At 68.2% G+C, this 24,871-nt stretch carries 25 protein-coding genes; 19 read left to right on the top strand and 6 right to left on the bottom strand.

The features are described 5' to 3' along the window. From VFP86_03910 to VFP86_03975, 14 genes are all read left to right on the top strand, one after another. Window positions 1-610: KipI antagonist (locus VFP86_03910; protein ID HET8998769.1), on the top strand; the 610-nt coding region annotated here is incomplete at its 5' end. 213 nt (window positions 611-823) lie between these two features. Next, window positions 824-1,567, top strand: a complete 744-nt coding sequence (locus tag VFP86_03915; GenBank protein HET8998770.1) for a gamma-glutamyl-gamma-aminobutyrate hydrolase family protein — start codon at window positions 824-826, stop codon at window positions 1,565-1,567. Window positions 1,568-1,708: 141 nt separating this feature from the next. Continuing rightward, window positions 1,709-2,530, top strand: coding sequence for a M55 family metallopeptidase (locus tag VFP86_03920; protein HET8998771.1), 822 nt, complete (start codon window positions 1,709-1,711; stop codon window positions 2,528-2,530). A 42-nt stretch (window positions 2,531-2,572) separates the two neighbouring features. After that, window positions 2,573-4,276, top strand: a complete 1,704-nt coding sequence (locus tag VFP86_03925) for an ATP-dependent DNA ligase (GenBank protein HET8998772.1) — start codon at window positions 2,573-2,575, stop codon at window positions 4,274-4,276. 11 nt (window positions 4,277-4,287) lie between these two features. Then, the gene (locus tag VFP86_03930) at window positions 4,288-5,646 is read left to right on the top strand and encodes a nodulation protein NfeD (protein ID HET8998773.1); all 1,359 of its coding nucleotides are present in this window, start codon (window positions 4,288-4,290) and stop codon (window positions 5,644-5,646) included. Beyond that, a complete protein-coding gene (locus tag VFP86_03935; GenBank protein HET8998774.1) occupies window positions 5,643-6,416 on the top strand; it encodes an SPFH domain-containing protein in 774 nt (257 codons plus the stop codon). Before VFP86_03930 ends, VFP86_03935 begins: the two co-directional genes overlap by 4 nt. An 11-nt stretch (window positions 6,417-6,427) precedes the next feature. Then, window positions 6,428-6,940 (top strand): tRNA (adenosine(37)-N6)-threonylcarbamoyltransferase complex ATPase subunit type 1 TsaE, encoded by a 513-nt coding sequence (tsaE, locus tag VFP86_03940; GenBank protein HET8998775.1) that lies wholly within the window; start codon window positions 6,428-6,430, stop codon window positions 6,938-6,940. After that, a complete protein-coding gene (gene tsaB / locus VFP86_03945) occupies window positions 6,922-7,635 on the top strand; it encodes a tRNA (adenosine(37)-N6)-threonylcarbamoyltransferase complex dimerization subunit type 1 TsaB (protein HET8998776.1) in 714 nt (237 codons plus the stop codon). Before tsaE ends, tsaB begins: the two co-directional genes overlap by 19 nt. A gap of 1 nt (window position 7,636) precedes the next feature. Further along, complete coding sequence (rimI, locus tag VFP86_03950; GenBank protein ID HET8998777.1) at window positions 7,637-8,158, top strand: ribosomal protein S18-alanine N-acetyltransferase; 522 nt, start codon at window positions 7,637-7,639, stop codon at window positions 8,156-8,158. A gap of 22 nt (window positions 8,159-8,180) precedes the next feature. Beyond that, window positions 8,181-9,218: a tRNA (adenosine(37)-N6)-threonylcarbamoyltransferase complex transferase subunit TsaD gene (gene tsaD / locus VFP86_03955; GenBank protein ID HET8998778.1), complete on the top strand. Its 1,038-nt coding sequence runs from the start codon at window positions 8,181-8,183 to the stop codon at window positions 9,216-9,218. A gap of 166 nt (window positions 9,219-9,384) precedes the next feature. Continuing rightward, on the top strand, window positions 9,385-9,696 hold the full coding sequence (gene groES / locus VFP86_03960; GenBank protein ID HET8998779.1) for a co-chaperone GroES: 312 nt from the start codon (window positions 9,385-9,387) through the stop codon (window positions 9,694-9,696). Window positions 9,697-9,709: 13 nt separating this feature from the next. After that, entirely contained in the window at window positions 9,710-11,326 is a 1,617-nt protein-coding gene (groL, locus tag VFP86_03965) for a chaperonin GroEL (GenBank protein HET8998780.1), read from the top strand. A 124-nt stretch (window positions 11,327-11,450) separates the two neighbouring features. Further along, window positions 11,451-12,827 carry a glycosyltransferase family 39 protein gene (locus tag VFP86_03970; GenBank protein ID HET8998781.1) on the top strand — a complete coding sequence of 459 codons (1,377 nt, stop codon included), beginning with the start codon at window positions 11,451-11,453 and terminating at the stop codon, window positions 12,825-12,827. A 9-nt stretch (window positions 12,828-12,836) separates the two neighbouring features. After that, a complete protein-coding gene (locus tag VFP86_03975) occupies window positions 12,837-13,586 on the top strand; it encodes an FkbM family methyltransferase (protein HET8998782.1) in 750 nt (249 codons plus the stop codon). 17 nt (window positions 13,587-13,603) lie between these two features. Here VFP86_03975 and VFP86_03980 read toward each other — a convergent pair whose 3' ends face one another. From VFP86_03980 to fabF, 6 genes are read right to left on the bottom strand one after another with little or no spacing between them, the layout of a single operon-like run. Further along, on the bottom strand, window positions 13,604-14,638 hold the full coding sequence (locus tag VFP86_03980; protein ID HET8998783.1) for a phosphate--acyl-ACP acyltransferase: 1,035 nt from the start codon (window positions 14,636-14,638) through the stop codon (window positions 13,604-13,606). Next, complete coding sequence (locus VFP86_03985) at window positions 14,638-15,408, bottom strand: glucose 1-dehydrogenase (GenBank protein HET8998784.1); 771 nt, start codon at window positions 15,406-15,408, stop codon at window positions 14,638-14,640. Before VFP86_03985 ends, VFP86_03980 begins: the two co-directional genes overlap by 1 nt. After that, window positions 15,405-16,250 (bottom strand): CoA-transferase, encoded by an 846-nt coding sequence (locus tag VFP86_03990; protein HET8998785.1) that lies wholly within the window; start codon window positions 16,248-16,250, stop codon window positions 15,405-15,407. Before VFP86_03990 ends, VFP86_03985 begins: the two co-directional genes overlap by 4 nt. Before the next feature lie 16 nt (window positions 16,251-16,266). Beyond that, complete coding sequence (locus tag VFP86_03995) at window positions 16,267-17,130, bottom strand: CoA-transferase (GenBank protein ID HET8998786.1); 864 nt, start codon at window positions 17,128-17,130, stop codon at window positions 16,267-16,269. Then, window positions 17,127-17,936 carry an SDR family oxidoreductase gene (locus tag VFP86_04000; GenBank protein HET8998787.1) on the bottom strand — a complete coding sequence of 270 codons (810 nt, stop codon included), beginning with the start codon at window positions 17,934-17,936 and terminating at the stop codon, window positions 17,127-17,129. The genes VFP86_03995 and VFP86_04000 overlap by 4 nt, the downstream gene beginning before the upstream one ends. 41 nt (window positions 17,937-17,977) lie before the next feature. Then, entirely contained in the window at window positions 17,978-19,219 is a 1,242-nt protein-coding gene (gene fabF, locus VFP86_04005; GenBank protein HET8998788.1) for a beta-ketoacyl-ACP synthase II, read from the bottom strand. 227 nt (window positions 19,220-19,446) lie between these two features. Between fabF and purD the strand changes: the two genes are divergently transcribed. From purD to VFP86_04030, 5 genes are read left to right on the top strand one after another with little or no spacing between them, the layout of a single operon-like run. Beyond that, window positions 19,447-20,763: a phosphoribosylamine--glycine ligase gene (gene purD / locus VFP86_04010; GenBank protein HET8998789.1), complete on the top strand. Its 1,317-nt coding sequence runs from the start codon at window positions 19,447-19,449 to the stop codon at window positions 20,761-20,763. Continuing rightward, window positions 20,760-21,311, top strand: a complete 552-nt coding sequence (gene purE, locus VFP86_04015; GenBank protein HET8998790.1) for a 5-(carboxyamino)imidazole ribonucleotide mutase — start codon at window positions 20,760-20,762, stop codon at window positions 21,309-21,311. Before purD ends, purE begins: the two co-directional genes overlap by 4 nt. Next, window positions 21,311-22,597 (top strand): adenylosuccinate synthase, encoded by a 1,287-nt coding sequence (locus VFP86_04020; GenBank protein ID HET8998791.1) that lies wholly within the window; start codon window positions 21,311-21,313, stop codon window positions 22,595-22,597. The genes purE and VFP86_04020 overlap by 1 nt, the downstream gene beginning before the upstream one ends. Next, window positions 22,594-23,955 carry an adenylosuccinate lyase gene (gene purB / locus VFP86_04025; GenBank protein ID HET8998792.1) on the top strand — a complete coding sequence of 454 codons (1,362 nt, stop codon included), beginning with the start codon at window positions 22,594-22,596 and terminating at the stop codon, window positions 23,953-23,955. The genes VFP86_04020 and purB overlap by 4 nt, the downstream gene beginning before the upstream one ends. Continuing rightward, complete coding sequence (locus VFP86_04030; protein ID HET8998793.1) at window positions 23,948-24,865, top strand: phosphoribosylaminoimidazolesuccinocarboxamide synthase; 918 nt, start codon at window positions 23,948-23,950, stop codon at window positions 24,863-24,865. Before purB ends, VFP86_04030 begins: the two co-directional genes overlap by 8 nt. The last annotated feature ends 6 nt before the right edge of the window (window positions 24,866-24,871 follow it).

The following is a 24,871-nucleotide window of genomic DNA, read 5'->3' on the forward strand; positions in this document are numbered from 1 at the left end:
GGCGTACGTCGCTCTCCCAGGCGGGATCGACGTGCCCGAGATCATGGACAGCCGCGCGACGTACCTCGGCGCGAAGCTCGGGGGGTACGCGGGGCGCCGACTGGAGCGCGGGGACCGCGTCGGCTGCGCGCGGATCGCGGCTGCATCATCGCTCCGACTCCCGGAGCGCCACCGACCGCCGGTCGGCGGGAGCGCCGATGTGCGGATCGTGCTGGGGCCTCAGCAGGACTACTTTACCGACGAGGCCGTGGCCACGCTCCTCGGTCAGCCGTACTTCGTGAGCCTCGAGAGCAATCGTGTCGGCTACCGGCTCGACGGGCCGCGTCTGGGCTACCGGGTGCCGGTTGACCTGCTCTCGGACGGGATGCTGCCCGGCGCGCTTCAAGTGCCGCCGGGCGGTCAGCCGATCGTGATCATGCCGGACGGCCCGACGACCGGGGGATATCCGAAGATCGGCGGCATCGTGCAGCCCGACCTGCGGCGAATCGCGCAGGCGCAGCGAGGGGAGGCGATCCGGTTTCGAGCGATTGCGTGGGACGCCGCCCACACTGCGGCTCGGGGAGAGGCCGCGTACATCGCCGGACTCCGGTTCGAACCGGTGCCCGCGTAGCGTACGTGGACGCGGCGGGCCGTCCCGCCGGGATGACGGCCACGGCCGTGACTTGCTTGTCGATGGCCCCGCCGGCGGTCCTGGTATCCTTGAACCGCAAAGCCAATTCGCGGGACGCGATCGTAAGCGCCGGGCGGATTGGCGTCAACATGCTCGCGTTCGGGGTTCGCCTCGTTTTTTGACTTCACCCGATCTCCGCGGTAGAGTGATTCTATGTCCACCGACGAGGGGCACCGCCCGCGGATTGGGGTGGCGGGCAAGGATGCCGCCCAACTCACGAACTATCTCGAGGCGATTGAGGCGGCCGGAGGCGAGCCTGTGCCGCTCCTGCCCGGCACCGGAGGGTCTCCCGAGGCGCTGCTCCATGCCCTTGATGGTCTGCTCCTCACGGGAGGGAAGGACATCGATCCAGAGTTGTACGGCCAATCGCTGCGGGAGGGGCTCGGCGTCGACGTGGATGGACCGCGCGATGAGCTGGAGATCCCCCTGGCGCGCCGGGCGCTCGAGCGCGATCTCCCGGTACTCGGCATCTGCCGCGGCATCCAGGTGCTGAACGTTGCAGCCGGAGGCACGCTCTTCCAGGACATTACCCTCACCGGGATCGCGCGCGGAAGCCATAATCAGCGAGAAGCGATTCCCCAACCTCCCGAGGATGCAGCCGTCCACGAGGTGACGGTCACACCCGGGAGCCAGGTGGCGGAGATCCTTGGGGAGACCCGGATGGGGGTCAATACCTTTCACCACCAGGTGATCGCGCATCCGGCCGACCGATTCGCGGTCGTGGCCCGGTCCGTAGAGCCGCGGGGCGACGGGGTGATCGAGGCCGTCGAGGTCGCGGGACGGGCGTTCGCCATCGGCGTGCAGTGGCATCCCGAGCGCATGTGGCGACGTGTGCCGGCGTGCGCCCGCCTCTTTGCGGCGCTGGTGAGAGCGGCGGCGCGAAAGCCGGTTGGCTAATCTCCCCCAGCCCAATCGTCTGCGCATACTACGGGTGGGACGTCTGCGAGGGGCGTCCCGTCTTCGCGTTGGAGAAGGTATCCTGATGCTTAGGCGCGTAATCGTCCCGGGTCCATACGGCGGTTCGATGAGGGAGGCTACATGAAGGTCTTCATCTCGGCGGATATGGAAGGCACGGCCGGCGTCACGGATCGAGATCAGGTCACGCCCGACACGCACGATTACGCTCGATTCAGGCGCCTCATGACCGAGGAAGTCAACGCGGCCGTCCTGGGAGCGATGGAAGCCGGGGCCAAGGAGATCGTCGTCAACGATTCCCACGGGTCAATGCGAAATCTCCTCATCGAGGAGCTGCACCCGCAGGTCCAGCTGATCAGCGGACGCCCCAAGCCCCACGGCATGATGCAGGGGATCGACAATTCGTTTGACGCGGTGTTCTTCACCGGATACCATGCGGCCGCCGGCACGCAAAACGGAGTGCTCGACCACACGTACCGGGGGACGACAGTCCGGCAGATCAAGCTCGGCAATCTTGTGGTGGGAGAGGCGGGGTTCAACGCGGCGCTCGCGGGGCACTTCAAAGTGCCGGTCGCGCTCGTGACGGGGGACGCCACCGCGGTGGCGCAGACGAAGAAGCTGCTGACTCAGGTGGAGGCGGTCGCGGTGAAGGAGCCGATCGGCCGGATGGCCGCCCGGTCGTACCAGCCGGTCGAGGCGCGCCGGCGGATCAAGGACGGCGCGACCCGCGCGCTCAAGCGCGCACGAGACCTCAAGCCGCTCGCCCTCCCGCGCCCCGTGGTGGTGGAGCTGGACTGGCACACGTCCGCGATGGCCGACCAGTGCATGCTCATCCCCGGGATGATCCGCGTCAATCCACGGGCGGTCTCCTACAAAGCCCGGGATATCGAACAGGCCTACACGTTGACGAGAGCCTGCCTCACACTGGCTGGATCCGTGGTCTAACCCGCGCCTCAGCGATCCCTCCCGGCTCGCGGTGCCGGCGCTGTGCATTCCGCCCTCTTTTCTACGCTCGCGGCCACTCTCGAGGAAGTCGGAAGTATCTCGGGCACGCTCGGCAAGATCGATCGGCTCGCCCGCTATCTCGCCGGTCTCAGCGATGCGGATCTCCGGCGGGCGTGCACGTTTCTGACCGGCGCGGCGTTCCCCATCGGTGATCCCCGTCGCCTCCAGGTGGGCTGGTCGGCGATCGCAGACGTGCTGACGGAGCTCACCGGAGCGGGCCCCGAGGAGCTGCACGCCGTGTACCTGGCCCACGGCGACCTTGGCATGACGGCCGGCGCGCTCTTAGAGAGGCGTCCCCCGGATCCGGGGCTCTTCCCCCGCGGGCTGACCTTGGAATCCGTGGTCGAGACCTTTGGCGCCATCGCCGCCGCGAGGGGACCGTCTTCTCGACGAGTCAAGCGGGCCGCGCTGCGGAGCCTGCTCCGGGAGGCGACCCCACTCGAAGCCAAGTTTCTCGTGAAGATCCTTACCGCCGATCTGCGCATCGGATTTCGAGAGGGACTGCTGCTGCCGGCGATCGCCCAGGCCTTCGGCCGGCCGCCCGAGGCGGTCCGGCAGGCCGCCCTGCTCCTGGCGGACACAGGGGAGGTCGCGAGCCGGGCCAGGGCGGGGACGCTCGACCGCGTGACGCTCATGGTCGGATCGCCGTTTCGCTTCATGCTTGCCGGATCCATCGCGACACTCGACGACGCGTTCCGCAACGACACCCTGTCCCTCTTGGTCGAGGACAAGTATGATGGAATCCGCGTGCAGGCGCACCGAGTGGACGGGCGGCTGCTCCTGTACTCGCGCACGTTGGAGGACCTCACCCGCGCGTATCCGGAGCTCCATGCCCCGCTCGCCGCATTGGGCGAGACCTACATCCTGGACGGCGAGATCGTCGCCTGGCGCGGAGACCGCCCGCTGCCGTTTTCCGACCTTCAGAAGCGCCTGGGACGGCTCGTCCCCCGGGAGGTGGCGCGGGAGGTCCCGGTCGTCCTCATGGTCTTCGATCTTCTGCATCTCAATGGCCGGGATCTGTTGCAGGCCCCGCTCCAAGAACGGCGAGAGGCCCTGGAGCGCCTCGCCTGGGACGGCCCGGTGCGGATCAGCGCGGGAGTGATCGCCGCGAGCCCGGCGGAGGCCGAGGCCTGCTACCGGCAGGCGCGAGAGGCGGGCCACGAAGGGATCGTGCTGAAGCGGCGCGACGCTCCGTATCAGCCCGGCCGCAGGGGCCGCTTGTGGGTGAAGTGGAAGCCCGGCCTGGCGTCCTTGGATGTCGTCGTCGTGGCCGTGGAGTACGGTCACGGAAAGCGCGCGCGCGTGCTGTCCGATTACACGTTCGCCGTCAGGGCGGGCGATAATCTCGTGACCATCGGCAAAGCGTACTCCGGCCTCACCGACGCCGAGATCGCCCGTCTCACGGCGTGGTTTCTCGACCACACCATCCAGGATCACGGACGGGTGCGCTTGGTCGAACCGCGCATCGTCATCGAGGTCGCCTTCGATCGGATCATGCAGAGCGACCGCCACACCTCAGGGTACGCGCTGCGCTTTCCCCGCATCGTTCGAATTCGAGAGGACAAGCGGCCCGACGAGATCAACACGGTGGCCGACGTGCGCGCGCTCTTCCTGCAGATGACGGGCCCCGGAAGCGGCGGCGCGATACCCCCGCGAGGGGCAAAGGAGCGGGGTTCCGAGACGTAGAACTGCGTCCCATGTTGCATTTGATCGGGTCCGAGCACCGGCTGCGGAGCCTCGCGGCGTGGGTCCCGATGCTGCTCGTGTTGGGGTCCGCCGCGGTCGTATTCGGCGGCGCCCCCGCCGCGCCCGGCTCGCAGGCGCCTCCCGTCGTCGAGGTCGCGCGGCTCAGCGGCGTCATCGCACCAGCCACCGCCCGGTACATCAACCGGGAGATTCGCGAGGCCGAGCAGTCGGGAGCTGCAGCGCTGTTGATCGAGATGGACACGCCGGGTGGTCTGCTCAAGTCGATGGACGATATCACGAAAGCCTTGCTTAATACCAACGTCCCCTCCATCGTGTACGTGTATCCGAGCGGATCCCGCGCCGCGTCTGCCGGCGTGTTCATCGCCTACGCCGCGAGCGTGGCCGCGATGGCTCCCACGACGCACCTCGGCGCGGCCCACCCGGTAGGGGTGGGGGGCGGCGGCGGGACTGAAGACAAGACCCTCATGACCAAGATCACAAACGACGCGGTCGCGCAGATCCGGGGGTTTGCCGCCCGCCACGGACGCAACCCCGACTGGGCGGAGAAGGCCGTCCGCGAGAGCGTCTCGATCACCGAGACGCAGGCGCTGGATCTCCACGTGATCGATCTCGTTGCCGCGAGCCCCCGCGAGCTGCTCGATCGCATCGACGGACGGGAAGTCTCCACCGCGTCGGGGAAGGTGCGCCTGCGGACCCGGGGCGCGCGGTTGATTGACCAGCCGACGGACCTCACCGAACGGTTCCTGGGGCTGCTCAGCGATCCCAACGTCGGGTTCGTCCTGATGACGATGGCGATCTACGGAATCATCTTCGAGTTGAGCAACCCCGGCTCGGTGTTCCCCGGCGTCATCGGCGGGCTCGCGCTGATCCTGGCTCTCGCCTCCTTTGCGGTCCTCGAAGTCAACGTGGCCGGGTTGCTCCTGATCGGATTTTCGCTGATCTTGTTTATCGCAGACATCAAGGTGCCGAGTCACGGCGTCCTCACGGCCGGCGGCATCATCGCGTTCGTGATAGGATCGCTGCTCTTGACCGAGCATCAGGCGCCATTTCTTCGGATCAGCCTGACCCTGATCTTGACGATGGCCGCCCTGACCGCCGGATTCTTCGCGGTCGCCGTGGGGGCGGGGCTCCGGGCGCAACGGCAGAAAGTCCAAACCGGCCGGGAGGGACTCGTGGGCGCGATCGGGGTGGCGCGGAGCGAGTTGAGCCCTGACGGCACCGTGTTCGTCCAAGGCGAACTCTGGAGCGCCGAGTCTGCCGACGGGGTCATTCCGGTCGGCGCGCGCGTGCGGGTCACGCGGGTCGACGGGCTGCGCCTCAAGGTGCGAAAGGAGGAAGCCTCGGCATGACGACCATCATCGCGCCCATCCTCGTGATCGTGGTGATCGCGTTCCTCTCCCTATTGTCGTCGGTTGTCAAGATCGCGCGCGAGTACGAACGAGGCGTGATCTTCCGGCTCGGCCGGCTGCAGCGGGCGAAGGGCCCGGGCGTGATCCTGCTCATCCCCATGGTCGACCGGATGCTCAAGATCGACCTCCGTGTCGTCACCCTGGACGTGCCCCGCCAGGAGATGATGACCAGGGACAACGTCCCGGTGACCGTCGATGCCGTGGTCTACTTCCGGGTCGTGAACCCCGAAGATGCGGTCGTCAAGGTCGAGAACTACTCCAAGGCCACCTACCTCGTCGCCCAGACCACGCTGCGCAGCATCCTCGGGCAGCACGAGCTCGACGAGCTGCTCAGCCAGCGCGACCGGATCAACCAGCAGCTCCAGCAGGTCATCGACGTGCAGACGGAGCCGTGGGGGATCAAGGTGACCCTCGTCGAGGTGCGGGACGTGATCCTGCCCGACACGATGAAGCGCGCGATGGCGAAGCAGGCGGAGACCGAGCGGGAGCGCCGGGCCAAGGTCATCAACGCGGAGGGCGAGTTCCAGGCCGCGCAGCGACTGGTCGAGGCGGCCGCCAAGATCGCAACCCAGCCGATCGCGCTGCAGTTGCGGTATCTCCAGGCGCTCACCGAGGTGGCGACGGAGCACAACTCGACGACGATCTTCCCGATTCCGATCGATATCCTGACGCCGTTCCTCAAGAAGCCCGCGGACGATCGCGGGAAGTAACGTCCCCCCACGTGGCACGGTCGCGACATCCCGGCCTCGCCATCTGCACGTCCACGGTCGAGGAGACGCGACGGGTCGGTGAGGCGCTCGGCGAGATCCTTCGGCGGACCGTGGCGGGAGACCGGGCTCCGGCCGTCATCGCGCTGGCCGGCCCGTTGGGGGCGGGGAAGACGAGCCTGGTTCAGGGGCTCGCGCGCGGCCTCGCGGTGTCCGGAGGAGTCCGGAGCCCCACGTTCACACTGATCCACGAGCATCGCGGTGCGGTGCCGCTGTTCCACGTCGACCTCTACCGGCTCGAGGGGCCCGATGTCGAGACCCTCGGGCTCGATGAGATCACCGAGACCCCTGGTGTGACCGCGATCGAGTGGGCGGAGCGCGCTCCGGGGGTGCTGCCCCCGGAGCATCTGTGGATCGAGTTCCAGTTCGGCGCGGAAGAACCGACACGGTGTCTGCGTTTGATTCCAGAGGGCGAGCGGTACGAGCGGATCATCGCCGGGGTACGGGGATGCGGATCCTCGCGATAGAGACGGCCACGCCGGTGGCGAGCGTCGCGGTGCTCGATCGGTCGGGGCTCCTCGCGGAGACGGTGATCCGGGCGCCGATGCACCACCTGGAATGGCTCCTGCCGGCCGTGCACGAGATGCTCGAGCACCTCGGCCTCACCTCCGATTCGATCGAGGGCCTCGCCGTCAGTTGTGGCCCGGGGGGGTTCACAGGACTCCGAATCGGCATGGCCACGGCTATGGCCTGGGCGAAGGCGCGCGACCTCCCCGTGCTAGGGATCGGCACGCTCGAGGCGCTGGCCCACGTCCCCGGCGTCGACGGGCTCGTGTTCCCCGTGCTCGATGCACACCGCGGCGAGGTCGCCGGGGCGCTCTATCGTGTGGAGGCGAACGGAGTAGGGGAATGCCTCATCCCACCGCTCGTGGCGTCCCCTGAAGCGCTTGTGGCCGGCGTGGGTCCTTACCCCGGACCGGTGTTGCTCCTCGGGGATGGGCTCGACAAGTACGGCACCGCGATGTTCTCGGCACTGGGCGGTCGCGCGCGGGCGGGAGGCGCTCATCTGCATCCGAGAGCAGCGGCGGTCGGCATGCTGGCGGTGCCGCGGCTGATCAGCGGCGCCCGCACCGATCTCAATGCGCTCCGCCCGGTCTACGGCCGGAGGCCGGTCGCGTGGCCGGGGAAGGAAACACTTCGTCGAGGGGGAAACCAACGGTAAGATGGTCATCACCGATCATGTCACGATTAAACCGATGCGCCTGGACGACATCGGGAGCGTGCTCGAGATCGAGCAGATGTCTTTCCCCACTCCGTGGCCCCGGGACGCGTATCTGCACGAGCTCAAAGACAATCGCCTCGCCTGTTATGTGGTGGCACGGGAGTTCCACCGCATCGTCGGGTACGCCGGGATGTGGGTGATCCTCGATGAGGCGCACGTCACGACGATCGCGGTGGATCCACTGCACCGCCGCCGTCGCATCGGGGAGCGCCTTCTGGCGGCGCTGATCGACGAATCGATGCGGCGGGGCGCGCGATGGGTCACCCTCGAGGTGCGCAAATCCAACCTGGGCGCCCAGACCTTGTACCGCAAGTACGGCTTCAAGGACATCGGCGTCCGCAAGGGGTACTACAGCGACAATCGCGAGGACGCGATTGTGATGTGGACCGGGAACCTCTGGGAGGAGGCGTTCCAGGAGCGCTACCGCAAGCATCGGGCCAGCCTCGATTCCCCCTCGCCCTAATCTCTCGGCTTCGCTCCCGTCCATGCGCGTGCTCGGCATCGAGACGTCATGTGATGAGACGGCCGCGGCCATCCTGGTCGATGGAGGCCTCCGCGCGAATGTCGTGGCATCGCAGGTGGACCTGCACGCCCGCTTCGGCGGGGTCGTGCCCGAACTGGCGGCGCGCCACCACCTCGAGCGCCTCGGGCCTGTGATCGACGAGGCGCTCGCGCAGGCGGGGCTTGCGTTCCACGATCTCGACGCGGTCGCGGTGACCTGCGGCCCGGGGCTGGCCGGCGCCCTGACCGTCGGCGTGGCCGCCGCCAAGACGATCGCGTTCGCCTCCCATCGTCCCCTCATCGGCGTGAACCATCTGGAGGGCCACATCTACGCCAATGTCCTGGAGCACGAGCGGATCCCGTTTCCGGCGCTGGCCCTCCTCGTCTCGGGCGCGCACAGCGATCTGGTGCTGATGACCGGCCACGGAGCGTACGAGGTGCTCGGCCGAACCCGGGACGACGCTGCCGGAGAAGCGTTCGACAAGGTGGCGCGGGCCCTCGGGCTGGGCTACCCGGGAGGACCGGCGATCGAGCAGGTGGCGGCCGCGGGGCGGCCGGACGCGGTCCGGCTCCCACTGCCATTTGCGAGTGAAGCGTCGTATGATTTCTCGTTCAGCGGGTTGAAGACCGCGGTCGTGCGGGTCCTGGCCACCGCGTCGGGGGACTCGGGCGGGGGGCCCTCCCCCGAGTTCGCGGCAAACCTCGCCGCGGCCTTTCAGGAAAACCTCGTCGAGGTCCTGGTCGCGAAAACCGCGCGGGCCGCCGAGGAGAGGGGGGTGCGGGCGATCCTCCTGGGCGGCGGCGTGGCCGCGAATGTGCGGCTCCGCACGCGCATAGCAGAGGCTGCTGCGGCGCTCTGTCTCCCCTGCTATGTGCCGCCGCTCTCCTTGTGCACCGACAACGCCGGCATGATCGCGGCGGCGGGGTGGTATCGACTGGGGCGGGGCCTCCGGTCGTCGCTGCGGCTTGGGGTCTACGCCGACCTGGACCTCGTCGCTGAGGTTCCTGAGACCGCGGCGTAAACGTGAAATCGGTCGAGATTGGACGTGTTTGGATGAGATTTAATGCTGATATTGTGGATTTTCGGCCCAATTTGAGGTTGCCGGGCTGGCGTGTTCTTCCTTATAGTGGGAGATAGATTAGCACTCCCTCATATCGAGTGCTAAGACTTTCGCGGAGGAGGACGTTATGAATCTGAAGCCTCTTGGAGATCGGATCGTCGTCAAGGTGATCGCGGAGCTCGAGCGTACCAAGGGTGGCATCGTGCTTCCCGACACGGCAAAGGAGAAGCCACAGGAGGCCGAGGTCCTGGCGATCGGACCGGGTGGCCGCAATGAGAAGGGGGACCGGATTCCGATGGAGGTCAAGGTCGGGGAGCGGGTGATCTTCGCCAAGTACTCCGGCACCGAGTTCAAGCAGGACGACGAGGAGTACCTGATTCTGCGCGAGAGCGACGTGCTGGCGGTCGTCGCACGGGAACGAGCCAAAGCGAGAGCCTAAGGGGGACACCGAAATGCCGAAGATGCTCTTGTACCACGAGGAGGCGCGGCGCGCGCTCGAGCGGGGTGTGAACCGGTTGGCGGACGTCGTGAAGATCACACTCGGTCCGAAGGGGCGCAACGTCGTCCTTGAAAAGAAGTTCGGGTCGCCCACGATCACGCACGACGGCGTCACCGTCGCGAAGGAGATCGAGCTCGACGATCCCTTCGAGAACGCCGGTGCCCAGCTGGTGCGCGAGGTTGCGACCAAGACGAACGATATCGCCGGCGACGGGACCACCACGGCGACGGTCCTGGCCCAGGCGATCATCAAGGAAGGCCTGAAGAACGTCTCCGCGGGGGCGAACCCTATGGCCCTCAAGCGGGGGATCGATCGGGCGGTCGAAGCCGCCGTGCAGGCGTTGCGCGCCCAAGCGAAGCCCGTCGAGACCAAGGCGGCCGTGGCGCAGGTCGCCAGCATCTCCGCGCACGAGGAGGCGATCGGCCAGCTGATTGCCGACGCGATGGACAAAGTCGGCAAGGACGGCGTCATCACCGTGGAAGAGTCCAAGGGAATGGAGACCACGGTCGACACCGTCGAGGGGATGCAGTTCGACAAGGGGTACATCTCGCCGTACATGGTGACCGACCCAGAGAAGATGGAGGCGGTGCTCGAGGATCCGTACATCTTGATCACCGACAAGAAGGTCAGCGCGGTCAAGGACCTCCTGCCGGCGCTCGAGCGGGTCGTCCAAGTGAACAAGCCCCTCGTGCTGATCGCGGAAGAGGTGGAGGGTGAGGCCCTCGCCACCCTCGTCGTGAACAAGCTGCGCGGAACGTTGCAGGCCGTGGCGGTCAAGGCGCCGGCGTTTGGAGACCGGCGCAAGGCGATGCTGCAGGACATTGCCGTCCTGACCGGGGGACAGGTCATCACCGAGGAACTGGGCCTGAAGCTCGAGAACGTCGACCTGAGCATGCTGGGGAAGGCGCGCCAGGTCAAGATCGGGAAAGAGGAGACCATCATCGTCGGCGGCGCGGGCAAGCAGTCCGAGATCCAGAAGCGGATCAGCGAGCTGCGCAAGCAGATCGACGAGACGGAGAGCGACTACGATCGCGAGAAGCTGCAGGAGCGTCTCGGCAAGATGGTGGGCGGCGTCGGGGTGATCAAGGTCGGCGCGGCCAGTGAGACCGAGCTCAAGGAGAAGAAGCACCGCGTCGAAGACGCGCTCTCGACGGCCCGCGCGGCCGTGGAGGAAGGCATCGTGCCGGGCGGCGGGGCCGCGTTGATCGGCGCCATCTCCGCGCTCGCCAAGGTCGACGCCTCGGGAGACGAGCAGGTCGGAGTGGACATCGTCCGCCGGGCGCTCGAGGAGCCCCTCCGTCAGCTGGCAATGAACGCCGGCCGCGAAGGCTCGATCATCGTCGAGAAAGTGCGGGCCGGCAAAGCCGGTCACGGGTTCAACGTCCTCTCCGGCGAGTTCCAGGATATGCTCAAGGCCGGCATCGTCGATCCGGCCAAGGTGACGCGTTCCGCGCTCCAGAACGCCGCGAGCGTCGCATCGATGCTGCTGACGACCGAAGTGTTGATCGTGGACAAGCCTGAGGAAGAGAGGGAGGGGGGCGCCCCGACCCCGCCGATGCCTCCGATGTAGGGCGACGGACCAACCTCCGGAGAGATCCGCCGGGGACCGCGGGGAGGTGGCTCACGCCTCCCCGCGGTCGCATTTGTGCGGGCGCGCGCGTCGCTGGTTGCTCGTGACCGTCGGGGGGCTCGTGGTGGCGCGCCTGGTGATCGCCGCCTACACGCCGATCATCGACGACGAGGGCTACTACTGGATCTGGTCGCGCCACCTCAGCCTGTCCTACCTGGATCACCCCCCGCTCGTCGCGTGGCTCGGTGCGCTGGCCACGCCGGCCGCGCGGACGGAGTGGCTGTTGCGGATACCCGCGATGCTGGCGACCCTCGGCACGACGCTGCTGCTGTACCTGGTGGGCCGGGACCTGTTCGGCGAGCAGGCCGGGATTCGCGCCGCCGCTCTTCACCTCGCGGTTCCGGTCTTTGCGCTGCAGGCGGTGCATGCCATCCCCGATCCGCTCTTGTACGTGTGGTGGACGGCGGGCCTGTGGGCGTTCTGGCACGCCGTGCACGGCAACCGTCGGATGTGGTGGGTGTGCGGCCTGGCCCTCGGCTTCGGCGTCCTGAGCAAGTACCCCATGCTCGTCTTGCTCGTCGCCTGGCTCGCGGTGCTGGCGTGGCCCCGGTATCACTCCGTGTGGCGGACGTCGGGCCCGTACCTCGCCGGCCTGCTCGCGATCGTCCTCGTGACCCCGGTGATGGTGTGGAACGCACAGCACGGATGGGCGTCGCTCCGCTTCTGGCTCCACGCGGGCGGATCGGGGGGGCCTCCGGCGGGCGGGCCGCGAGGGTGGGGGGTGCTGAGCGATGCAGCGGTGCAGCTCGGGTATGGGGGGCCGCTGCTCTTCCCCTTACTGGTGTGGGCGCTGTGGAGGAGCTGGCGCCTCGGGCGCGCCGACGAGCGCTTCGCCTATCTCGCGCTTGCGGGGATCCCGACGTTGCTGCTCGTCGTGGCGGGCAACCTCGTCGGCGTCGAGGGGCCCAACTGGCCGGCCCCGGCCTACCTGGCAGGGGTGGTGGCGCTCGGCGCCCTCTGGCCGGTCCGGATCGCCCGCGCAGCGCTCGTCTCCAGCCTCGCCCTGGCCCTCGCCGTCGCAGTGTTGATTCCGCTCATTCCGCGGCTGCCTCCCTCCATCCGATGGGACGAGCTCTACGGCTGGCGCGAGGTCACAGCGGAGCTGATCCGCCGCGCGGACGCCCTCGGCGATCCGGGGCACGTCGTGCTGCTCGGCCAGCGATACAATCAGGCGAGCTACTTCGGATACTATACGGAGGACCGCGTGCCGGTGAGCACGGGGCGGTACAGCGAATTCAGCTATCTCGCGCCGGGCCACCGCTTCGCCGGCTGGCAGGGGATCGCCGCGATCGACGCGGGCGAGGCTGTGGGGGGATTGCGCCGCGATTGCGAGCGGCTCATCGAGCAGCCCCCATTCGACGTGCCGTTCCCCGGCGGCGGCCGCCGCACGTTCCGCGTGTTCCACTGCGTCGGGTTCCGGGGCACCCCGCCGGGCCTGTAGGTGGGATGAATGCTGAGCCGCCTCATTTCGAAAGCCCTGGAGCGCCTGTACGTCTTCGATTCTGTGCGGGCGGCGAAGGACCGCGTCCGGCCCCTCAAACACCTAATCTTTGGGAAGGATGACATCTACCTCGTCACGGCCCTGATCCGGGAGGCCCGAGGCGGCAACGACCCCGTCAAGATCGTGCTCGATGTCGGCGCGGCCTACGGGGACAAGACCCTGACGTTCCTCCGGGTCTTCCCTGAGAGCTCGGTGCATTGCTTCGAGCCCCAGAGTGCCTCGCGGGCGCGCCTCGTCAAGCGGATCGCGCGTTGGAAAGATCGAGTCGTCGTGCACGAGTACGGTTTGTTCAACGAGAATCGCACGATCGATCTCCGTCTCTACTCATACCCTGATGCGAGTTCCCTGCTCCCCATTCCGCAATATATGCGGGATGAGGGGAAGGAAGAGGTGGGCACGGAGATCATTCGGGTGAGGCGGCTCGACGATTGCCTTGCAGAACTCTCCGTGCCGAAGATCGATCTCTTAAAGGTGGATGTGGAGGGCGTGGAGCGCGAGGTCCTCGAGGGCGCCGCGCACGCGCTCCGGATGACCGACAACGTCTTCGTGGAGATCGCTCCCCTGCGCAAGGGGCCGCACAGCGCGGACTACATCGCGGTCTTCTCGCTCATGCACGAGCTGGGGTTCACGTTGATGGGGCAGTACGGCGACTACTGGTTCTCCAAGGATCCGAGCGTGATGACTACGTTCTTCGGGTGACCGCGTCGATTTGCCGGTCAAGGCGCCTTGGCCGTGACGCGTAGGCGTTCCCGGGTCTCGCCGAGCGCGGCCCGCAGCATCTCCACAAACTGCCCCCGCACCGCCAGCACGGCCTGGCCGATCGCCGCCTGGATCGCGCGGCGGTCCGAGGACCCGTGGGCCATCACGACGTGGCCGCGCACGCCGAGCAACGGCAGGCTCCCCTGCAGGTCGATCGGGTTGGTCATCTCGATCAGCCGGTTGGCCATCTCCTCGACCCGCCCTGCGGCGAGCGTGCCGGCGAGCTCGCGTTGAAGCCAGCCCGCGAGCTCACGCCCCAGTCCCTCGACGGTCTTCAAGGCGACGTTCCCCACGAACCCGTCGCACACCACCACATTGGCCGCCCCACGCATCACGTCGTTCCCCTCGACCATTCCCACGTACCGCAGGCCGGACCGCGCGAGCAATACGGCCGCCTGCTTCACGACGCGGTTGCCCTTGCCGTCCTCGCGCCCATTGCTGAGGAGCGCTACAGAGGGGTTGGCAATTCCTTGGAAGACCCGCATGTAGGTCGCGCCGATCACGGCGAACTCCAAGAGGTGCCGGGCTTCGCAGTCCATCGTGGGGCCCAAGTCGATGAGGAAGGTCTCGGGATGGAGCTCCAGGATCTGACGCCCGACGCAGGCCCGCCGGATGCCTTTGAGAATGCCGATCTCCCTGACGGCGGCGAGGAGCGTGGGCCCCGTGCTGCCCGCGCTGACGGCGGCGTCGGCCCGTCCCAAGGCGACCTGCCGCATCGTCACGGTCGCCGAGGCGTTCGGGGTGGCTCGGAGAGCCGCAAGCGGCGCCGCGCCCTCCGGGATCGCCTCGTCGCTCGGCACGACTTCCGCTCGCCCCGACGCCAGAACGTCCGCCGGCACGAACGGGGCCAGCGCCCCAGGCACGCCCACGAGGAGCAGGTGCAGCGATCCCGCATCGCCGGCGGCCAGCGCGCCCGCGACGGTCTCCCGCGGTGCGCGATCGCCTCCCATGCAGTCCACGGCGACCCGGATCGGGCGCTCGGGGCCGGTCATTAGACCATCGTCAGGCCGCCGGAGACGCTCAACACCTGGCCCGTAATGTACCGCGACGCGTCGGTGCAGAAGAACGCGACCGCCTCGGCGACCTCCTCGGGGCGGGCCACGCGACGCATCGGGATCAGCCGGATCATGCGCTCGATCCGCGTGGCGTGGGCCGGGTCGGCCGTGTTCTCGGTCAGGATCTCGGTGGCCGTCGGGCCCGGACTGACGCAGTTCACCCGGACATTGCGCGACGCCAGTTCGCGCGCCAGCGATCTGGTGAGGGCGATGACCCCGCCCTTCGCGGCCGAATAGACGGCCTCACCGCCGGTGCCGACCCGTCCGGCGTCGCTCGCGACGTTGACGATCACCCCCCCGCCGTGCTCCACCATCCATTCGAGCGCGGCCCGTGAACAGAAGATGACCCCCCAGAGATTGGTATCGATCACGCGCCGCCAGTACGGTTCGTCCTCCTCGAGGAAGTCGGAGGTGAGCGTCCACCCGGCGTTGTTCACTAGGATCTCGACGCCCCCCAGCGCCTCGCGGGCGGCGGCGATCGCGTCCCGGCACGCGGGATAGGTGGAGAGGTCCGCGGGGATGCCGACGCCGCGGGCCCCGCGCGCGATCACCTCCTCCGCGACCAGCGCGACCTGGTCCCGGGTGCGCGCAAGCACGGCGACATCAGCCCCGAGATCCCCTAGGTGGTGGGCGATGGCCCGACCGATCCCGCGCCCGCCGCCGGTGATGATGGCTCGGCGCCCGGCGAGCGGTCGCGTCGTTGTCAATGGCGGCGCCGCGGCCACGCTGCGTGAAGGGTTTGACGCTCCCGCTCGTAGATCGCGGCAAACTTCTCACCGGCCTCCTTGCCGGAGAGGAATTCCAGCTTCCGCACCTCCAGCGGATCGGCGGCATGGATAATCGCAATCTCCTCGGCGGTGGGCGGCGGCGTGACCGGGAGGCTCGGCGGAACGTCGAGCGCGAACCCGGTCCGCTCCTGCACGGTGCCGCCGGAGACGCCCGGGTGGAGCGTCCGAGGAACCATCTGCCCGGTGGCGGGATCCCACCCGAACACACCGAGGTCGGTCACGAGACACGTGGGCGCCCCGTGTGGCCCCAACCACTGCTGGCGCTCGGGAGTGTACCCGACGCCGCTGATGAAATCGACCCGTTCGACGACGGTGCGGGGGGAGTGCGAGGGGAGATAGTAGAGGCCCTGGGAGAGGTGACTCGTGTCCTCGGGGATGCCCCGTGACCCGACGAGGGCGACCTTGGGGTGGTCCCACGGGCCGATCACGGAGATGTTCACGTTGCCGTGCTGGTCGATCTGCGCAGGATTGATCCAGATCCTGAACCGATCGGTGAAGATCGCATCGAAGATGTCCTCCATCGTCAGCGGGATCGCGCGTTGATTGTCGGTCAAGAACTGACCCAGCGAGAGCGTCGGCATCGGCACGGCGTCCATGCCCGACTCCGGGGTCGAGAGGACGGCCAGATCCGGCGCCTGCGTGCTCTTGGCCAGATGAGCCGCGAGCGCCCCCAGTGAGGTCACGGAGCTCACGAGCACCTCGCCCCGCAGCTCGCGGGCCATGCAGACGATGATCAGTTCGTCGATGCTGTACTCCGGCATCCGCCTCCCCTTTCCGTTACACTCTGAGTCGCTCGCCCAAGGTGCGCTCGTTCCCAAGGGCGCGCTGATACTCTTGGTCGCTCACATACACGTACCGTTCCAGGTACTCGTTCCAGGCCGAGCCGTCGCGAGCCGCGCCCAGGTATTCCTGGACGTGGGTCAGGTCCGCCCGGTAGTCGGGCGCGCACCCGGTGAAGTGCGCGCCCCACGGAGCCTCCACGACCCCGGTGACGAGCGTCCGCAAAATCCGGACGTCGTGGCCGTAGGTCTGCAATCGTTCCGGGAGCAAGATCTGCTCCGCCGAGAGGAACGTCTTCTTGGCCGCTTTCGCGCACAACGAATCGATGTGGCCGTCTCCCAGGATGACGCCGTTGCCCTGAGGATCGGCGAGGTTCACGTGGATCAGCGCCACGTCGGGCCGGAGGGCGGGGACGGCGAGCAGGGTCTGACCCTCAAACGGGTCCTGCATCGTGCGGAACGCCGGATTGACCCGCAACACGTCCGTCCCCAATCCCGCGTGGGTCGGGAGGAACGGGACCCGCTTGATCGTCGCGTCCAAGCCCGCCATCACGGTGAACTCGGTCCACTCCTGGAAGCGCACCGATCCCTGCTGGCGCGCGCGGCGGAAGTGCGGGGCCAATCCCATCACCTCGAACCCCACGAACGCGTACACGAGATCGGTGATCTTCCCCGTGCCGATCAGGAGGTCCACTTCGGGTCCGCCCACGTTCACGATCAGACGCAGGTTCTTGCGGTTGCTCCGCGCGAGCGCCCGAACAAGCGCCATCGGTTTGCGGGAGAGGGAGGACCCGCCGATCGCGATCGTCGCCCCGTCGTGGATCTCCGCCACGACGTCGTCGCAACTCACCACCTTGTTCATGCCCGACCCTCCCCTCGTGTGCGAAATGTCTCGAACGGCGCGGAAATAAGCCCGAGCCCGCCGTCGACCACGATCGTCTGCCCGTCGACAAACCGCGCGCCGGGGCTGCACAGGAACGCCACCACCGAGGCCACCTCCTCCGGGGTGCCCATCCGCCCCCGAGGCGTGTACGATGAGACGAGCCGGTCGAACTCCGGGAACCGGTCCCCTCCGTAGAAGCGGGCGGAGTCCGTGGCGATGACGCCGGGGCTGACACAGTTCGCCGTGATGCCCTCCGGCGCCAGTTCGTAGGCGAGGTAGCGCGTCCACGTCTCCATTGCGCCCTTGGCCGCAGCGAGTATGGCGTAGTTGGGCAGACACTCGACCGTCCCCTGCCCGGCGATCGTGACGATCGCTCCTCCGCGGCCCTTCATGAGGGGGACGGCCCGCTGCACGCAGAGGACCAGCGCGCGCACGATCAGATCGAACGTGCGCTGGAAGTGGTGGGGCTTGATCTCGAGCGTCGGTTTGAACGCGGTCGCCGCGTGGTTGGCGACGAAGATGTCGAGTGCGCCAAACTGCGTGGCGACGAGATCGAAGAGACGTCCGATCTCCTCGGGGGACTCGAGGTTCGCCCCGATCGCCGCGGCGCGCCGTCCCCGCTCTTGAATGGTACGGGCCACGTCCTCGGCCATCGCCTGATTCCGATGATAATGCACCACGACATCGGCGCCACCGCCCGCCAGGGTGAGGGCGGTGGCCCGGCCGATCCCCCGCGACGCTCCGGTCACCAGCGCAATCTTGTTGGCAAACGTGCCGTCAAACACGTCGACGCCTCCCATCGAGGGCCAATCGTCCGGGGTCAGTGCTAGCGGCCCGCGGGCGCGCGGACAGCTACCACGCAGTTCTGTCCTCCGAACCCGAAGGCGTTGGCGAGCGCAAGGCGGACCCGGGCGGGCCGAGACAGATGCGGGACGTAATCGAGGTCGCACTCCGGATCAGGCGTATCGAGGTTGATCGTTGGGGGGATCCGCCCATCCCGGATCGCCAGCACACCGACGAGCGCTGCCAACGCGCCCGCCGCGCCGATCAGATGGCCCACCATGCTCTTGGGAGCGGTGACCGGCACCGCGCGGGCGTGCGAACCGAGCGCGTGCTTGATCGCGCGCGTCTCCGCCGCATCGTTCAGCGGGGTCCCTGTACCGTGCGCGACGACGAGGTCGACCGCATCGGCGCCGGCGCGCGCGTCGGTGAGGGCCCGGCGCATCGCCGCGGCTGCGGCGTCGCCCTCCGGCTGCGGGGCCGTTTCATGGTAGGCGTCGCTCGTCAACGCGGCCCCGGCCAGTTCGGCGTACACCGTGGCCTCCCGTGCGCGCGCGAGGTCCTCCCGTTCGACAACGAACACGACGGCGCCCTCCCCATACACGAACCCATCCCGCTCCCGGTCGAACGGGCGGCTCGCTTTCGCCGGAGCCTCGTTCCGGGTGCTGAGCGCGCCGAGCGCGCACAGCGCCGCCCATACCGTCGGGGTCAGTCCCCCCTCCGTCCCCCCGGCGAGGACGTAATCGGCCTCTCCCGTTCGGATCCACCGCAGCGCCTCCGCGAGCGCGATCGTGCCGCTTGCGCACGCCCCCACGGGCGCGCTCGAGGGGCCCCGGAGACCGAATCGGATGCTGACCGCAGACGACGCCATGTTCGCGATCAACATCGGCAGAAGAAAGGGAGACACTCGAGAAGGACCGTCTCCGTAGAGCCGCGGGGCTTCCTCGTCGATGACTTCGATCCCGCCGAGCGCGGTACCGATGGTGACCCCGACCCGATCGGAGATCTCGGCAAGTGGGGGGAGTCGAGCATCGGCGAGTGCCTCGTGGGCCGCGCCGGCAGCCAGCTGGGCAAACCGCGCGGTTCGCCGGGCGCGCTTGCGGGTCATCACCGTGAGCGGGTCAAACCCCCGGACATCCGCGGCGATGCGGACGGGAAAGCGAGAGGCATCGAATCGGGTCAACGGCCGGACGCCGCTGTGACCGGCGAGGAGATTGGCCCAGGTTTCAGGGGCCGACAGCCCTACGGGCGTTATTGCTCCGATCCCCGTGATGAGCGCGCGCGCCACGAAACCTCCAGGGACATTCTCGAAGTTTCGCCGCCATTCGGCGTGGTTCCTATGTCTATCGCGGCTGCGCTCCGGCCGGTCGCCTGGAAAATACGAACATTCACCCTCACTGTTGGCAAATTCTTTCGCATATGCTACAGTAGTGACGTTCCTTATCGCACTCTTATTCGCAGCATCGATCGAAAATACGAACATCAGCGGCGTCCCACCACGACGTGGAGCGTCTCATGAGAGTCCTCGTAATCGGCTCAGGCGGTCGAGAGCATTCCATCGTATGGAAGCTCCACCGTGAGGGAGCGTCGCTGTTTTGCGCCCCAGGGAATCCGGGGATCGCCGACGTGGCTACATGCCTGCCTCACTTCTCCGGAGATCTCGACGCACTCGCGCAGTGGGCGGTGGATACTCACATCGACATCACCGTCGTCGGCCCCGAGGCGCCGCTCGCCGCAGGAGTTGTCGACACGTTTGCCCGCCGGGGGCTCCCGGCCTTCGGTCCCACGCAGGCCGCCGCAGCGCTCGAGTCCAGCAAGGCGTTCATGAAGCGGCTGTGCCTGAGATATGACATTCCCACGGCTCCATGCCGGATCTTCGAGGACGCGGCGACCGCGGCGGCGTATGTGCGCAAAGCGGGACGGCCGCTCGTCATCAAGGCCGACGGGCTCGCGGCCGGCAAGGGCGTCACCGTGGCCGCATCCGCCGACGAAGGTCTGGCGGCCGTGGAGGCCATGATGGTGACCCGGCAGTTTGGGGATGCGGGGGCCCGTGTGGTAATCGAGGAAGTGCTCGAGGGGGAAGAGGTCAGCATCTTCGCGCTCTGTGACGGAACCGCGCTTGCACCGCTCGTGGCGGCGCAAGATCACAAACGGGTGCTGGACGATGACCTCGGGCCGAATACCGGGGGCATGGGGGCGTACGCCCCCGTTCCGCTGGTGTCGACGCAACTGGGCGACCGCATCACCGACGAGATCCTCGAACCGGTGCTGTGGGCGATGGCCCAGGAAGACCGTCCCTACCGGGGCGTGCTCTTTGCCGGGGTGATGCTCACGCCAGAGGGTCCGAAGGTGCTGGAGTTCAACGTTCGGTTGGGCGACCCTGAAGCGCAGGTGCTTCTCCCGCTCCTCGATGCTTCGTTGACCGACGCCATCGACGCGGTGCTGGGTGGTCGGGTCGAGCGCTGGGCGCCGAGGTGGCATCCCGCCGCCGCGGTCTGCGTGGTCCTCGCTTCAGAAGGATATCCCACAGCGCCACGCACCGGGCGGGCGATCACAGGGCTCGAGGACGCCGCCGCGTGTGACCGAGTCTTGGTCTTTCATGCAGACACCGCCGCCCGCGATGGACGCGTGGTGTCGGCGGGCGGGCGCGTGGTGAACATCGTGGGCATCGGCTCGGATCTGGGTGAGGCCAGAGCCCGCGCCTACCGCGCCGTCGACGCGGTCCAATTCGATGGCAAACATTTTCGGCGGGATATCGGCGCGCGCCGACGTCCCCGCGGGGCGCTCGACCGCGTCGCAGTCGAGACACGGGTGAAGGAGTCGTATCGATGACGGGGCCATCCTCCGGAACGCCGCTCGTGGGAATCGTGATCGGAAGCGACACGGATTACCCCACGATGGAGGTGGCGGCTCGGGTCCTGAGCGAGTTCGGCATCCCGTGGGAGATGACGATTGCCTCCGCCCACCGCTCGCCAAACCGGGTCGAGGCGTACGCACGCGACGCCGAGGCGCGGGGGCTTCGCGTCATTATCGCGGCGGCCGGCGCGGCGGCGCACCTCGCCGGTGTGCTGGCCGGCCGCACCGTCCTTCCGGTGATCGGCGTCCCCCTCGGCGGCTCGACCCTTGGAGGGATCGACGCCCTGCTGTCCACCGTCCAGATGCCCGGCGGGGTGCCGGTCGCGACCGTCGGGATCGGCGGCGCCCGAAACGCGGCGCTCCTCGCGGTGCAGATCCTCAGCACCGCCGATCCCGATCTTCGGGAGCGGTACCGGAAGTATAAGGAACGACTCGCCCGCGAGGTGGAGGAAAAGGCGGCCCGCCTGACCCCGAAGGGAGAGCCCGGCATGGTGCCTCCCCAGCCGGACGGGAGGACCCGCTGATGCCCGTGACGGCCGTCGTCGGCGCGCAGTGGGGCGACGAGGGGAAGGGAAAGGTCGTCGACACGCTCGCCCGCCACGCGGACGTGGTCATTCGGTATAACGGCGGGAACAACGCCGGGCACACCATTCAAAACCAGCTCGGGACGTTCCGGCTCCACCTGCTGCCGTCGGGGATCTTTCATCCCGCGGCGCAATGCGTGATCGGTCCGGGCGTCGTCGTCAACCCCGAGATCTTCCTCGCCGAGGTGGCCGAGGTGGAACGCGTGGGCATGCCGACGATCGGCCGCGTCTGGTTGTCGGACCGCGCCCATCTCATCTTCCCCCACCACATTCTCACGGATGAGCTCGAGGAGGCCGCGAGAGGCGGTAGCCCCCACGGGACGACGAAGCAGGGGATCTGGCCCGTCTACAGCGACAAAGCCGGGCGGATCGGGATCCGGCTGGGAGATCTTCTCGAGGAGCGTCACCTCAGTGAGCAGCTCCGCTATCTCGCGGAGCGGAAGAGTGCGATGCTCCGAGGCGTGTACCGGCACGAACCCGTCGAGGTCGCCCAGTTGCTCGCGGCATGCCACCGATGGGCGGACCGGCTGCGGCCCTACATCACCGACACGCACCCGCTGGTGCAGGAGGCCCTTCGAGCCGACCGCACCGTGCTGCTCGAGGGGCAGTTGGGCGTGATGCGCGATCTCGACTGGGGGATCTACCCCTACGTGACCTCGTCCACGACGCTGCCCGGCGGCGCGAGCGCGGGAGCCGGGATTCCTCCTTATCGCATCACGCGCGTACTCGGGGTGGCCAAAGCCTACACGACGGCGGTGGGGTCGGGCCCGATGCCGACCGAGCTCACCGATGCGATGGGCGACCGCATTCGCGACCTCGGGGGGGAGTTCGGCGCCACGACCCGCCGGCCGCGGCGGTGTGGGTGGTTCGACGGCGTGGCGGCCCGGTTCGCGGCGGAGGTGGCGGGGTTCACACACCTGGCCGTCATGAAGGTCGACGTCTTCGACACCTTTGAGACGATCCGGGTGGCCGTCGCCTACCGGTTGGACGGCCGCACCGTGCACACGGTCCCGCACACCGCGGCCATGGCCCGAGTCGAGCCCGTGTACGAGGACCTGCCGGGCTGGCGGTGCCCGACCCAGGCCGCCCGCCACCTGACCGATCTTCCGGTCGAGGCGCGGACGTTTCTTCGGCGGATCGAGGAGATCGTTGGCGTTCCGATGGCCCTCGTCGGTGTCGGCCCAGACCGCGAGCATATGATCTACTGCCAGGAGGGCTGGGCGTGATTCCTCGTTATACATCGCCGGAGATGGCGGCGCTGTGGAGCCCGGAGACGAAGTTTGCGACGTGGCTCGAGATCGAGCTCCTGGCGGCGGAGGCGCAGGCTCACCTCGGGATGATCCCGGAGGCGGCGGCGCGGCGGCTGCGGGAGCGGGCCCGCGTCACGAGCGTCGCGCGGATCGACGAGATCGAGGAGCGGGAGACGCGGCACGACGTGGTGGCGTTTCTACGGGTCGTCGGGGAGACCGTGGGCGATGACGCGCGCTACCTGCATCTGGGGTTGGGATCGTCGGACGTCGTCGATACGGGGTTGTCGGTGCTGATGGTTCGCGCGGCCGATCTCGTCGCGGAGGCGCTGGCGCGGTTGCACCGGGCGCTCGCCACGCTCGCCAACACCCACCGGTATGCGATCATGGCCGGGCGGACCCACGGGGTGCACGCCGAGCCGGTGACGTTCGGGCTCAAAGTCGCGCTGTGGTACGCGGAGGTCGGACGCGGCTTGGAACGCGTCCGGCGGGCGCGCGAGGTCATCGGCGTCGGCAAGATCTCCGGGGAGGTTGGGACGTTTGCGCACGTCCCGCCCGAGGTGGAGGCGTTTGTCTGCGAGCGGCTTGGACTCAAGCCGGCCCCCGCGTCCTCGCAGATCCTCCAGCGTGACCGCCACGCCGAGTACCTGACCCACTTCGCGGTAGTGGCGGGAACGCTGGAAAAGATCGCGACCGAGATCCGCCACCTCGCCCGCACCGAGCTCCGCGAGGTCGAAGAACCGTTTCGCGAGGGGCAGACCGGGTCGTCCGCGATGCCACACAAGCGGAACCCCATCATCTCTGAACGCGTCGCGGGGCTGGCGCGGGTAGTCCGCGCGCACGCGGTCGCCTCGCTCGAGAACATCGCGTTGTGGGGGGAACGGGACATTACCCACTCGTCCGTCGAACGCATCATCGTCCCGGACGCGACGTCCCTCCTCGACTATATGGCGCGCAAACTTGCCGGCGTGATCGGAGGGCTGCGGGTGTACCCGGAGCACATGGCCGAGAATCTCGAGCGGACCGGCGGCTTGGTGTTCTCCCACCGCGTCCTCCTCGCGCTCATCGATCACGGGTTGTCGCGGGACGACGCGTACCGCATCGTGCAGTCCGCGGCGATGCGCGCATGGGAAGGCCAAGGCCGCTTCCGCGACCTGCTACGCGCGTCGGGCGCGCTCCCCGACGCCGAACTCGACGCGTGCTTCGACGGGACCCACGCGCTTCATTACGTCGACGAGATCTTTGCGCGCGTCGGACTCGGGGAACGTCCTACGGTGCCGGCGGGGGGCGGGTCCCACGGATCCCCAACCCGGAAAGGAGGACGCGTCGATGCGTGAGGCGGTGGCGGGTGGTAGCGCACGGGTCGTGATGGAGACGCATCTCGATCTGCCGCGGTTCTCGCGGGGGAAGGTGCGCGATGTCTACGACCTCGGTGATCGCCTGCTGATCGTCGCGACCGACCGCCTCTCCGCGTTTGATGTGGTGCTTCCCACCGGCATCCCCGACAAAGGGCGGGTCCTGTCGAGCCTGTCTGCGTTTTGGTTCGATTCCCTGCGGGGGCTCGTGCGGACCCACTTCCTCACCACTGATGTGGATGCGTTCCCTCCCCACCTCCAGGAGCATCGCGCGGTCCTCGACGGACGCGCCATGATCGTCCGGAAGCTGAACCGGGTCGACATCGAGTGCGTCGTCCGCGGCTATCTCGCCGGGTCGGCGGCGAAGGAGTATGCGGCCGCAGGCTCCGTGGGCGGCGTCGTGCTCCCCGCGGGGCTTCGCCCGGGCAGCCGCCTACCGGAACCGCTGTTCACGCCGGCCACGAAGGCGGCCTCCGGCCACGATGAAAACATCACCGAGGACCGGATGGCCGGGATCGTCGGCGGCCCTCTGACGCGCCGGCTGCGCGAGGCGAGCCTGGCGATCTACCGAGAAGCGGCCCGCCGTGCGGAACAGCGCGGCCTGGTGCTGGCGGATACGAAGTTCGAGTTCGGGCTCGACGGCGACGACCTCGTGTTGATCGACGAGGCGCTGACCCCGGATTCGTCCCGGTTCTGGGACGCCGGCGCGTATGCCGAGGCGGGATCGACCGAGAGTTACGACAAGCAGGCTGTCCGCGACTACCTGGAAGGGACCGGATGGGACAAACGACCCCCGGCCCCGTCGCTCCCGCCCGAGGTCGTCGAGGCGACGCGGGCGCGGTACCTCGAAGCATACCGCCGGTTGACCGGCCGGCCGTTGCCGGCCGTGTGAGGGAGG

The sequence above is a fragment of the bacterium genome (genome assembly GCA_035703895.1).
GTDB lineage: Bacteria > Sysuimicrobiota > Sysuimicrobiia > Sysuimicrobiales > Segetimicrobiaceae > Segetimicrobium.

Coding starts and splice junctions, on each gene's coding strand:
- tsaD (HET8998778.1), top strand. CDS start 8,181: ATGCGCGTGCTCGGCATCGAGACGTCATGTGATGAGACGGCCGCGGCC.
- VFP86_03975 (HET8998782.1), top strand. CDS start 12,837: ATGCTGAGCCGCCTCATTTCGAAAGCCCTGGAGCGCCTGTACGTCTTC.
- VFP86_03995 (HET8998786.1), bottom strand. CDS start 17,130: ATGAACAAGGTGGTGAGTTGCGACGACGTCGTGGCGGAGATCCACGAC.
- VFP86_03930 (HET8998773.1), top strand. CDS start 4,288: ATGTTGCATTTGATCGGGTCCGAGCACCGGCTGCGGAGCCTCGCGGCG.
- groES (HET8998779.1), top strand. CDS start 9,385: ATGAATCTGAAGCCTCTTGGAGATCGGATCGTCGTCAAGGTGATCGCG.
- VFP86_03990 (HET8998785.1), bottom strand. CDS start 16,250: ATGCCGGAGTACAGCATCGACGAACTGATCATCGTCTGCATGGCCCGC.
- VFP86_03920 (HET8998771.1), top strand. CDS start 1,709: ATGAAGGTCTTCATCTCGGCGGATATGGAAGGCACGGCCGGCGTCACG.
- VFP86_03980 (HET8998783.1), bottom strand. CDS start 14,638: ATGACCGGCCCCGAGCGCCCGATCCGGGTCGCCGTGGACTGCATGGGA.
- groL (HET8998780.1), top strand. CDS start 9,710: ATGCCGAAGATGCTCTTGTACCACGAGGAGGCGCGGCGCGCGCTCGAG.
- purE (HET8998790.1), top strand. CDS start 20,760: ATGACGGGGCCATCCTCCGGAACGCCGCTCGTGGGAATCGTGATCGGA.
- VFP86_04020 (HET8998791.1), top strand. CDS start 21,311: ATGCCCGTGACGGCCGTCGTCGGCGCGCAGTGGGGCGACGAGGGGAAG.
- VFP86_03915 (HET8998770.1), top strand. CDS start 824: ATGTCCACCGACGAGGGGCACCGCCCGCGGATTGGGGTGGCGGGCAAG.
- VFP86_03935 (HET8998774.1), top strand. CDS start 5,643: ATGACGACCATCATCGCGCCCATCCTCGTGATCGTGGTGATCGCGTTC.
- rimI (HET8998777.1), top strand. CDS start 7,637: ATGGTCATCACCGATCATGTCACGATTAAACCGATGCGCCTGGACGAC.
- tsaB (HET8998776.1), top strand. CDS start 6,922: ATGCGGATCCTCGCGATAGAGACGGCCACGCCGGTGGCGAGCGTCGCG.
- purD (HET8998789.1), top strand. CDS start 19,447: ATGAGAGTCCTCGTAATCGGCTCAGGCGGTCGAGAGCATTCCATCGTA.
- VFP86_04030 (HET8998793.1), top strand. CDS start 23,948: ATGCGTGAGGCGGTGGCGGGTGGTAGCGCACGGGTCGTGATGGAGACG.